9 protein-coding genes are annotated in these 10,907 nt (G+C 43.0%); 3 read left to right on the top strand and 6 right to left on the bottom strand.

Annotation, left to right across the window (positions count from 1 at the left end):
- Window positions 1-104 precede the first annotated feature (104 nt).
- The 6 genes from KCX82_RS12395 to KCX82_RS12370 form a co-directional block, all read right to left on the bottom strand.
- Window positions 105-899, bottom strand: coding sequence for a 5-deoxy-glucuronate isomerase (locus tag KCX82_RS12395; protein WP_227018783.1), 795 nt, complete (start codon window positions 897-899; stop codon window positions 105-107).
- Window positions 900-962: 63 nt separating this feature from the next.
- Window positions 963-2,012: a transaldolase family protein gene (locus KCX82_RS12390; protein ID WP_227018782.1), complete on the bottom strand. Its 1,050-nt coding sequence runs from the start codon at window positions 2,010-2,012 to the stop codon at window positions 963-965.
- Between the two features lie 157 nt (window positions 2,013-2,169).
- On the bottom strand, window positions 2,170-3,090 hold the full coding sequence (locus KCX82_RS12385; RefSeq protein ID WP_227018781.1) for a sugar phosphate isomerase/epimerase family protein: 921 nt from the start codon (window positions 3,088-3,090) through the stop codon (window positions 2,170-2,172).
- A 232-nt stretch (window positions 3,091-3,322) separates the two neighbouring features.
- Window positions 3,323-4,189 carry a sugar phosphate isomerase/epimerase family protein gene (locus KCX82_RS12380; protein ID WP_227018780.1) on the bottom strand — a complete coding sequence of 289 codons (867 nt, stop codon included), beginning with the start codon at window positions 4,187-4,189 and terminating at the stop codon, window positions 3,323-3,325.
- 197 nt (window positions 4,190-4,386) lie between these two features.
- Complete coding sequence (locus KCX82_RS12375) at window positions 4,387-5,397, bottom strand: Gfo/Idh/MocA family protein (RefSeq protein ID WP_227018779.1); 1,011 nt, start codon at window positions 5,395-5,397, stop codon at window positions 4,387-4,389.
- Between the two features lie 342 nt (window positions 5,398-5,739).
- Window positions 5,740-6,765 carry a LacI family DNA-binding transcriptional regulator gene (locus KCX82_RS12370; RefSeq protein WP_227018778.1) on the bottom strand — a complete coding sequence of 342 codons (1,026 nt, stop codon included), beginning with the start codon at window positions 6,763-6,765 and terminating at the stop codon, window positions 5,740-5,742.
- 420 nt (window positions 6,766-7,185) lie between these two features.
- On the opposite strand from KCX82_RS12370, the gene KCX82_RS12365 reads away from it, so the two are divergent.
- From KCX82_RS12365 to KCX82_RS12355, 3 genes are all read left to right on the top strand, one after another.
- Window positions 7,186-8,208 carry a sugar ABC transporter substrate-binding protein gene (locus tag KCX82_RS12365; RefSeq protein WP_227018777.1) on the top strand — a complete coding sequence of 341 codons (1,023 nt, stop codon included), beginning with the start codon at window positions 7,186-7,188 and terminating at the stop codon, window positions 8,206-8,208.
- A 137-nt stretch (window positions 8,209-8,345) separates the two neighbouring features.
- Complete coding sequence (locus tag KCX82_RS12360) at window positions 8,346-9,845, top strand: sugar ABC transporter ATP-binding protein (RefSeq protein WP_319633354.1); 1,500 nt, start codon at window positions 8,346-8,348, stop codon at window positions 9,843-9,845.
- Window positions 9,846-9,865: 20 nt separating this feature from the next.
- Window positions 9,866-10,870: an ABC transporter permease subunit gene (locus tag KCX82_RS12355; RefSeq protein WP_227018776.1), complete on the top strand. Its 1,005-nt coding sequence runs from the start codon at window positions 9,866-9,868 to the stop codon at window positions 10,868-10,870.
- Window positions 10,871-10,907: the final 37 nt, after the last annotated feature.

The raw sequence follows: 10,907 nt of genomic DNA, 5'->3' as shown, positions 1-10,907 counted from the left end.
TAGGTACCAAATCCAATTGCAGGGATTTTTAGACCATTGCTTAAAGTATAATAAATACTCATATGATTGATCTCCTTCTATTTTCTAATAAAATTTGTCCGCCTTTATTTTGATTTCTCCGGCCATATTTTTGCGTCTTTTTCTAAAAGCCAGGTGTAACGCGGATCATTATCTCTTGAAGTCCACGGATTATTCTTTAAATGTCTGATCATCCAGGTATAATACAGGGCAAATCCAGGAGCTGCAACCTGCGGATGAGTCGGGCCGCCTGGAATGTAAAATGCGCTGTTATTCCGAATCTTGAATGCTTCATCACCCAAAAATGCTGCACCAAAACCTTCCGGTCTGTTAAAACGGTAGAAATAAACCTCAGGCTGTGGATGCCCGTGAGGAATGTAGCTTGACCATCTTCCCGGATAATTGATTAACTCTCCCAGAACCATATTGGAATAAGGTGCATTGTTATAATCAAAAACAGTTCTGCAGGCTCTGCGTGCCGTATTATCCCAGACATCTTCTCCGAAAATTTCTGTACCTACATCAGCTTGGGAATAAAGCTTGGAAGCAAAGCTTCTTTCATTTGTAGTCTTTTGAATCAGCAGTTCCGCCTTTCCTTTTGCTGTAATTGTGATTTCAACACCGCGTGCTGCATGAAGAGCCGTCGGTTCTTCGTCGAAAATTGATTTTCTTGCCGCATCCGCTGATTGCCCTTCCCATTGAAAAGTCACTTCACCGTCCAAAAGTAAAACCGCAGTCTCTTTTTCTTCCTCTAAAATATTCAGGGGCTCACCCGCATCCATTACCTGGATGCCAATATCCATAAGCATGTCCGGATGATTGTCCTTCATATTGCAGATTTCATTATAGCCTTTTTCCATTTCGCCATAAACTGTAACCATCGTTTTCTCTCCTTAACATTCTGTCCAGCTCTTTAGTAGTTTATCTCCTCTTCCATTGATTGATTAGAATTTGATCATAAACTTTCTGATAATCTTAACCAGATCATCATATCCGCCTGCAAACTGATCCAGAGTTTTGTTGACCGGCCCGAAAGTATCGAATTCTTCTACGCTCATTTCATCATATGCTTTTACGAAATCGGGAAGCTTTCTTAACTCTTTGATGTAGTAAGGATCTACTTCATGATCCATTCTTGCTTTGATTTCAAAATCGGATCCGTTGAAAGGAACCTGATTCTTATAAGGAATGGTCATAATCATGTCTCCGCCGATAAACTCAAGCCACTGTAACGGTGTTCTGTAAGCTGCAGAAAGCATTTTGGTCTTGTAGCCTCTTTCGTTGTAAATCTTGTACGCTCTCTTTACGCAGGCGATTCCCGCATAATGCAACGCACAAGGGTCTACGCTGATATTCTTTTTTTCAGCTGCTTCTCTCAGCCAGTCATCCAGTCTTCCGACCATGATGGTGCAGACAGGGTTAATTTCAGAATTGTCAAGTCCTTCCGCTTCTCTTCGCTTTAATCCTCTTTCAACAGCTTCTCCGACTGCGATTGCCTGTGTTGCGGAGAAGGAAACCGTTGCGTTGATACTGACGCCGCGATAGGTCATTTCTTCGAAGGCTTTGATTCCGGCAGAGGTTGTTGGTGCCTTAACCTGCATATTTGGAGCAAGTGTGTTGAAATATACTGCCTGCTCGATTAGCTTTTCAGCATTGTTAAAATATTTTGTATTCGTCTGGATGGAAATTCTCCCAGTTCCGATTGTGGGATCGAATATAGGCTCCAGCAGCTTCGCTCCGTCAACCGCCATTTTTTCAATCACCATCCAGGCAATACCATCCTCAGACTCGGTAGGATTATCCTTTATAAGCTGAGTAATGTAATCTTTATAGCTATCCAGTTCCTTTTCCAGTACTCCCTTAACGATAACAGGATTTGTTGTTGCACCTACGGCTCCTCTTTCAAGCGCATAAGTTAGTTCCTTAATGGAGCAAGAGTCATTCCAATATCTTGTCATCGGGAATTTCTGAGTCATTTCTAATAATTTATCCATGTTAATACCTCCTGGAATTGTTTACTTTTTCTAGTTCTTTGCAATAGAGAGCGGGCTGTGACATTCTTACTGCCACAGCCCTTCTCTCATCGGATTAATTAATAAATCAATCTATCAATGAATAGTCACTAATGATGAGGAGATCGTTAGTGATCGTTTATCTTCCTAACAGTTCCTTCTCAATGCGTTCCCTTGCCTCTACGGCCTGAACCGCCATCTTTTCAGGGAATCCGAACATCGATACACAAGCGATGTTATCACCGCCTACCTTCGATGCATCCGGCTTAAGCTGCTTGTTTACAAAGTCCATTTCACGCAGCGTTTCAAAGATTCCCGGAAAGTCCACGTCGCCCTCACCCATGGCCAAATGCTGATGGATTGTGATATCCGCTTTCCCTTGGCTGTTGAGCCATGGCGGATTGGCAATATAGCGGCAATCTAACGTTTGATTGAAAGTATCGGCAAACAAGACGTGTGTCAGATCCTCACCGGCATATTTCAGCATAGAACGAACGTCACCCTTGCCCTGATCATAGAAGAAACCATGAGGGGCAGAGTACACATAGCCTAAGTTCTTCGAGCGGAAAGATTTTACCATATCACAGGTCTCGTTGTTCAGCTCGCAGAAGTCATAGGGATGGGACTGAATTTCAACACGGATTCCCTCTTTTTCAAAAAGCGGGAGAAGCTCTTCCATAGATTTAAACCACATGCCGTTACAAATTTCCTGCTGGTTCGGGTCTCCCGACAGCTCGGTATTGATAACCGAAACTCCCATATTGACCGCGATCTCCACGATCTTACGCCAATTTTTAACGGCGTGCTGACGCTGTTCCTCTGTAGGGCCTGACCAACGGTAAACCACGATGAACGAGGATATCTCTACGCCGGTTTCCTTCAGAGCTTTCCGGTATTCCGCTTCACATTCCTTAGAGAACAGCGGATGCTTATAAAATGGATTGATGCGAGGATGGGGTGATTGCTCAATATACTTATATCCCCAATCCGCCACCTGATGCACCATGTCATTGATACTCATTTGCTTTGCAAGCACATCTACGTCAAATGCAATTTTCATAGGATGCTCCTTTCTTTTCTAACATTCTGTCCAGTTCTTTGCCTTTTTGCCCCTAGCTTGCCTTTTTGCCCCAAGCTTGCTTGGCTGGCAAAACAGACAGCACGAGCGAAGCGAGTCGGAGTCCGTTTACGGTCGTTAGAACCGCTGACAGAATTTAGGCTGGAAAATCACGAATCTATAATTCGTAGATTTTCATCGTCTTTTATAAGAAATATTTTTTACCTAAAACAACTTAACAATATTTAGCTATGTGCTGGCGGGTAACTTCAGCGGCCGTCTTTACGTTTTCTTCCTGCGAAAGTTCGTAGTAAGCGGGACGGAATACTTCGATTGTGCAAACATCACCCTCAAAACCGATTTTTTTCAAGATATCTGCATAACGCTTGTGATCCAGACAGTCACCCGGCTCCTCTGGCCACAGTCGCTTCTCGTCGTTATTGTAAGCAGCGCCGCATGGCATATTCTCCATGCCGTTAAGATGCCAGACAAAGATCTTTTTCCCGTCGGTTTTTTCCAGGAATTCAAAACTAGAGGCCATCGCATGGAAATGATACTGATCCAGCGTGATGCCGACCAGCGGATGATCAACTGCCTGTGCGATTGCATAAGCGTCTTCAAAACGGTTGATTGACATAGTTGGCACACCGCAAAATTCGAGGGACAGTTTGATGCCGTGCGGTTCTACTTTTTTAACCATATCTTTCAGCACTGCAACAGCATCTTCTTTGATGTCGTCCAGCGTTGCATGAACGGGCAGGTCCATGGACGGTACAACCACAATCATTTTACAGTCGAGCATATTGCAGCGATAGATAATCTCGTCAAGCTCTGCCATTACAGCATCCTTTTCCTCCTGTGTCTGCTTCATGTTGAAAAAGATCAGTGCGTTATAGGACAACATCTTAAGCTTATGGCTGGGATCTTTGAACCATGCACTCAAATCCTCAAGGGTATACTTGCCGGCGGCAAGGTCTCGGTTGAGGCATTCTGACTGAATATCAATGTAATCAAAGCCATACTTTTCACACAGCTCTAAATCCTTTAGGACTGAATGGTCCTTGCAAAAACGGTTGCAGCCTTCGTTAAAACCAATTTTCATGAAAATACTCCTTTTTAACATTCTGCCCGACGCTTTAGTGTCGCATGGCAGAATTTATGCTGGAAAATCACAACGTTCCTTTCAGGAACTCCGGCACAAGCTTCGCTTGAGCTTCTGTCCGTTTTGCCTAACCAAGCAAGCTTGGGCAAAAAGGCAAATCTTTACGTTGTAGATTTTCGTCGTATTTATTATATTTATTATTTATAGAAAGCAGGTGTTTCACCTAATTCAATCTTTTCGATTTTTCCGGAGGCCTGTGCTTCTACCAGTGCATCCGCAGTAACCTCTGCAATGTAGCCGTCCCAAGCGTTCGGCCCTGCTACCTCAAACTTGACAGCATGATCGATCCAATCCTGCAGCTCGATGTCATAGGAATCAATAAAACGATTGATCCAGTTGGTTTCGATATCGGTTGATAATTTGCCTGCCTTGCGAACGGTCGGGAAGGATGGAGCAGGCATATGAATAACACCATCTTCACAAACTACTTCGCAATTAATGTCATAGCCGAATTTGCAGTTAACAAATACTTCCAGTACTACTGTAACGCCTTTTTTACTCTGCATGATCATGACCTGAGGATCACGCAGGGCAGGATGTGCAAACTTAGTATTTGCACCCATGATGACCTGAACGGATTCCCAATCATCATCAAGCAGCCAGTGCAGGCAGTCGATTTCGTGGATCGCCGTGTCGGTAACCGCCATTTCGGTCGAATAGGAACTGTCTACTTCAATAGCACGGTGGGTGCACTTGACCACAAGAGGCTTGCCAAATTCACCGGAATCAAGAAGATCTTTGACTTGATTGTAACCCTTGTCATAGCGGCGCATGAAGCCTACTTGAACCAGATGCTTGCCGCCTACTATTTCCGCTTCTACAATTTCCTTACAATCTGCAGCAGTGGTACACAGCGGCTTTTCGCAGAATACGGGCTTTCCTGCCTTGACAGCGGCCAAAACCGGTTCTTTATGTGCAAATCCCGGCGAGGTAACGACCAAAGCATCGACATTTGGATCGTTTACAATCGCTTGAACGTCAGTATAAATTTTTACTTCGCTGCCAGAAACCAAAGCGGCCGCTTCTTTGGCACTATTTTCATACATATCGCAGACTGCTGTAACCATAGAACCCTGAAGTTTTCCTGAAAGTCTCTTGATATGCTCACGACCGATGGCGCCGCATCCGATTACACCTACTTTTAACATTAAGATCGTCCTCCTATACATGTTTTTTACGATATTTTGTTGAGTGTTATAAAAAGTTGAGTTCTCGTGAACGCATAAGATCTTTTTAAAGGTGAGTGCAGTTTCAATTGCATTCACCCTAAAAAAACCACATTAATTAAGTAAATTTTAGTAAAATAGTTCTCTAATTAGTTCTCTGATATGTTTCTTTCATAGAATCATTCTTATGCGTTCTTTGGATTTCATTATAGTATTGTGTTCTCGTGAACGCAAATATTTTTTTTTGCCAATTTTAAAATTCTATTTTTATTAATGAAAAACCCGTTAAAACTAATTAACGGGTTTGTTCAGAAAGGAAATTGCTTACAAATTATACTTTGTTTTAATCACAATATCAGTGTACAGGAATTCCTGCTCAAGCTTTGTTCCGTTTATCAAATAATTATATAGCAGTATCGGCGGCTGATACCCCTGGAGTAACGCACCTTGTCCGATTAAGATGTCAATATGACCGTCCTGCAGAAGTTTACAGTTTTGCGGTGTAAGATCGTAAGCAATCAGACAAATTTGTGACTTTTTCTTAGCGTCAATAAGAGCCTGACATGCACCGCTTTGCCCGTTTGCGGTAACAAAGATGCCTGATAGATCAGGATACTCCTGTAAGGCATGCATCGTCAGTTCATAGGCATAATGATCTTGATCAAAGCAACACTGTAAAGGAAGCAGCTCTATCCCTGAGTTCTGTTCGCATACATTGGAGAAGCCAAGAAATCGCTGCTGATGGGAAACATTGGTTAGATGTCCGGTGAGCGGAAACACCTTGCCGGTACCGCGCAGAGCAAGAGACATCAGATAAGCACAAGTCTGCCCGCTTTGAAAAGAATTCTGACCAACATAACACAGCCTTTTTGTACCCAAAATATCTGAATTGAAGGTGATAATCGGGATGTTCTTATCTTCAGATAGAAAATTGATATGTTCCCGAAGGTTATCATCGTCAACTGCAGTCAATGCAAGAGCTTGCGCACCCTTATCGATGAGACGGTCCATTGCCGCAATCGTATTCTGCGGATTCACCGATTCCAAGAATTCTGTCAGAATTACCGCACCAACGTCGTGAAGCTCTGCAGAAGCTTTTTGAATCCCCTCGATAACCAGATTCATAAAAGGTGTTCCGTATGACTGAACAATAACACCGATATGTATCGATTTCCGTGTTAAAGCAAGTGCTCGGCCCATGCGATTCGGACGATATCCCAATTCATTGGCAATATTTAGAATTAGTTTGGCAGTCTCCGGATTCACTCTGCCGCGTCCATGTAAGGCGCGGTCAACAGTACCTCTTGATACACCGGCGATTTCAGCGATTTGTTTTAATGTTACACCCATTATTTGACTCCGTTTTTCTAATAATTTATGGAATTAGATATGTCCTATTTCCAAATAATACATAAATACATATCATGTACATTTACAATAAATTAACATATAAAATTTGATAAATCAACTGAATATTCAACAATGCACACATTTTATCATACATCATTTTTCCCTATCTACATATTTTTGCCAAAAAATTAACGATATATAGATAGAAATATACTAATAAATGTTGCAATTTAAAGCTTTGTGCATTGCACACATGAAAAAATAGAAATAAAAAAAAAATTATGTTGATTTCGTTAAATTGACGTGATATTCTATGTCCATGCTAAGCTTGTGCTCGAGAACGCAAAAGCAATGGCATAACGATAATACTACTAGTGTGCGTAGCACGCAAATAAAAAGTGGAGTAAAGGAGAGATACACATGAAATCAAAACGAATCATGGCCTTAGCACTCGCAGGTATACTGGCTGTAACTATGCTGGGAGGCTGCGGCGGCGGTGATAGTGCAAATGGTAATTCTGACAAAGGTTCTTCCGAAGGAAAGAAACTAACAATCGTCATGTCACAGCGTGACGAATGGCTGAGTACATTAGACGCTGCAGCAAAAGCAGCTGCATCAGAAATGGGCTATAGTTTAAACTCTTTGGATTCTCAGTCCGATGCAAACAAGCAGATTCAATTCGTAGAAACAGCCCGTAACAACGGTGAAAAGGCGATTATTGTAAATCTTGTCGATCCCAATACCGCTAAAGATATCGTTGAGGCAGCAGGTGATATGAAAGTTGTGTTCGTAAATCGTCCGCCTGCAGACACCAGCATTCTCAACGAAAATGTAGTTTATGTAGGCTCTGATGAAATGACTTCGGGAAAATTCCAGGGCGAATGGCTTGCAGAGCACTTTAAGGCACAAGGCAAGACGGAAATCAAATACATCTTGCTTAACGGTATTTTGGGTCAGGTTTCTACAACAAACCGTACCAAGTCCGTACTTCAAGCGCTGAAAGACAATGGAATTACTGCAGTTGAAGCTTCCGCTCCGCTGGCATGCGACTATGACCGTGCGAAAGCAATGAACCAAATCGGGCCGTTACTCAGCACCGGCACCAAGTTTGACTGTATTATCGCAAACAATGATGCAATGGCACTTGGCGCAATCGAAGCTCTGGAACAGCAGAACATAGATCCTTCTACAATTCCAATTGTTGGTATTGACGCAACGGCTGACGCATGTGCTGCAATACAATCCGGCAAACTGGCCATGTCCGTATTCCAGGATCCGAAAGGACAAGGAACAGGTGCGATACTGGCAGCAATTAACCTGATTGAAGGTAAACCTATTAACGAGGGCATCGATTATCAGCTGGATACCGCCAATCCGAACATTGAATGGGTTCCCTTTGAACCTGTAACAGCTGACAATGTAGCAGACTATCTAAACAGGTAAATAATAATAATAATAGATTAGACTGAAAAAAGTGGCGGTGCATTTGTCGGCTGGCAATGCACCGCCGTGTGCTAAAAAGCAGTGTTATATTTTGCGGTGGACCTCCGGTCCATATACCTTAGTAGGAGTGATTATCAGTGAGCGAAGAATACATTCTTGAAATGCATGATATCGTTAAAGAATTTCCCGGTGTAAAAGCATTAAAGGGCGTTCAGTTAAAAGTACGCCCAGGTACGGTACATGCGCTCATGGGAGAGAACGGTGCCGGAAAATCCACATTGATGAAATGCTTAATCGGTATCTATAAACCAACCTCAGGAAAAATAATTTATAAGGGACAAGAGGTTTCCTTTTCCAATACTCTCAGCGCGATGAAAATGGGAATTTCCATGATCCATCAGGAACTCAATCCGGTTCTTGAAAGAAGTGTGTGCGAAAATGTCTGGATGGGACGTGAGCCACGCAAAGGAATCATAGTTGATTATAAAAAAATGCGCCAGGATTGCTTAGAGCTTTTTAAAAGATTAAATCTTGATCTGGATCCGGATGAAAAGATGGGCAACTTAACTGTAGCTAAGATGCAAATGGTCGAGATTGCAAAGGCAATATCGTTTAACTCTTCCGTTGTCATTATGGATGAACCTACTTCAGCCTTGACAGAGTCAGAGGTAGAGCATCTTTTTCATATTATTGAGGATTTAAAATCCAAAAATGTAGCGATTATTTATATATCTCACAAAATGGATGAAATATTCCGAATCAGTGATGAGATTACAGTTTATCGTGACGGTGAATATATTGCCAGTGACCGGGCAGAAAACTTGGACATTGACAAATTAATTACGCTCATGGTTGGACGTACCATGGATAAAATGTTTCCTAAAGTCGAGTGCCCCATCGGTGAAACCGTCCTGAAGGTAGAGGGGTTAAGCTCGGGGCGTGCGTTCCAAAATGTGTCGTTTGAGCTAAGGCGCGGAGAAATTCTTGGTTTTGCAGGACTGGTTGGTGCCGGACGTACCGAAATTGTCGAAACAATTTTTGGCATGCGCACACGTACCGCCGGTAAAATCTACAAAGAAAGCAAAGAGCTTAACATCAAGTGTCCCGAAGACGCCATTTCCAATAAAATCGGTTTGCTGACCGAGGACAGACGAGGAAATGGTATCGTTAGCCTGCTCAGCGTAGCTGAAAATACTGTACTTGCTAATTTGAAAAAATATGGCTTTCCGCTGAAGCATTCAAAAATCCGTGCTGACGCACATGATTTTGTAAACAAACTGAACGTTAAAACCCCCGATCTCGATACGCCGATTGCAAATCTTTCCGGCGGCAACCAGCAAAAGACATTGGTAGGACGCTGGCTTCTGACAGATCCGGATATTTTGATTGTCGACGAACCTACCCGAGGCATTGACGTCGGTGCTAAGGCTGAAATACACTCTCTGATTACCAAACTTGCAGGAGAAGGAAAAGCAATTATCATGATCTCCTCCGAGTTGCCGGAAGTACTGGGAATGGCGGATCGCGTGCTGGTGATGCATGAAGGCACCATGACCGGTATCATTGACCGAAAAGACGCAACATCAGAGATAATAATGAAATACGCAACCGGCGAAGCAGCGCCGCAGAGTGAGTAACGTGTAAAGGAGAGCTTACCATGAGTAATACACTAGCAATCAAAAGAAATTTTGATGTTAAAAAATTTATTTCACAGAATTCTATTTGGCTCGTTTTGGTTATTATGGTTGTTGGCTTACAGATAGTCAGTCCTGTGTTTCTGTCAACCAACAACTTGAGAACGATGCTGGAAGGTGAATCAATTAAAGGAATAATCGCTTTCGGTATCATGTGGACCATTTTGTCCAAAGGTATCGATTTGGGAGCCGGCTCCATTGTTGCACTTGTTTCTGTTATTACCGCATCCCTTGTTCAACCGATTGGTGCGGCAAACAAATTATTTCCGGAATTGGCGGCACTTCCGGGCTGGGCTGCTGCTCTTGTGGGCATTGCCATTGGTGCAGCTATCGGTGCAATTGTCGGTGCCATTATCGCTTATACGAAAATACCTCCGTTTATCGCAACCCTGGGTACTCAATTGATTTGCCGTGCACTGGCTAAAATGTATTCGACTCAGCCGGTATCAAATTTATCCGATGATTTTCGAATCTTTGCAAAGGGCAAGTTATTCGGTGTCATTCCTTCAATTGTTATTATATTCCTGATTGTCTTTGCAATTTCAGGCTTCTTGCTGACACAGACTCGATTCGGCAAGAATATATTTGCCATCGGCGGCAATGATCATGCCGCGCGTGTTGCCGGTATCAATGTCGAAAGGAATTTGATCAAAGTATATATATGGAGCGCTGTCTGCGCAGCAATAGGCGGCGTGCTTCTTGCAGCACGTACCGGTTCTGCAGATCCGTCTACATACGGTCTGAACTATGAACTGGATGCCATTGCTGCTGCTACAATCGGCGGTACTTCTCATACAGGCGGTGTATGCCGTGTCAGCGGTGTCCTTGCAGGTATTCTGGTTCTAGGCGTAATCAATAACGGTCTCGTTCTTTTAAGCGTAGACGATAATATGTCTAACGTCATCAAGGGTCTGATTATCGTCGGTGCGGTAATTATCGACATGCGCAAGAACGCCAGAAAAAAATAAAGCATTACCCTCTTCAATTCTAATAAAGGAGAGATCC

The sequence above is a fragment of the Sinanaerobacter chloroacetimidivorans genome, assembly GCF_018128545.1.
GTDB lineage: Bacteria > Bacillota > Clostridia > Peptostreptococcales > Anaerovoracaceae > Sinanaerobacter > Sinanaerobacter chloroacetimidivorans.
This window is presented reverse-complemented; position numbering and strand designations above follow the sequence as displayed.

What these genes read in the sequence shown, in the direction of transcription:
- KCX82_RS12385 (WP_227018781.1), bottom strand. Translation starts at nt 3,090, where the DNA reads ATGAAAATTGCATTTGACGTAGATGTGCTTGCAAAGCAAATGAGTATC.
- KCX82_RS12370 (WP_227018778.1), bottom strand. Translation starts at nt 6,765, where the DNA reads ATGGGTGTAACATTAAAACAAATCGCTGAAATCGCCGGTGTATCAAGA.
- KCX82_RS12365 (WP_227018777.1), top strand. Translation starts at nt 7,186, where the DNA reads ATGAAATCAAAACGAATCATGGCCTTAGCACTCGCAGGTATACTGGCT.
- KCX82_RS12395 (WP_227018783.1), bottom strand. Translation starts at nt 899, where the DNA reads ATGGTTACAGTTTATGGCGAAATGGAAAAAGGCTATAATGAAATCTGC.
- KCX82_RS12390 (WP_227018782.1), bottom strand. Translation starts at nt 2,012, where the DNA reads ATGGATAAATTATTAGAAATGACTCAGAAATTCCCGATGACAAGATAT.
- KCX82_RS12355 (WP_227018776.1), top strand. Translation starts at nt 9,866, where the DNA reads ATGAGTAATACACTAGCAATCAAAAGAAATTTTGATGTTAAAAAATTT.
- KCX82_RS12375 (WP_227018779.1), bottom strand. Translation starts at nt 5,397, where the DNA reads ATGTTAAAAGTAGGTGTAATCGGATGCGGCGCCATCGGTCGTGAGCAT.
- KCX82_RS12380 (WP_227018780.1), bottom strand. Translation starts at nt 4,189, where the DNA reads ATGAAAATTGGTTTTAACGAAGGCTGCAACCGTTTTTGCAAGGACCAT.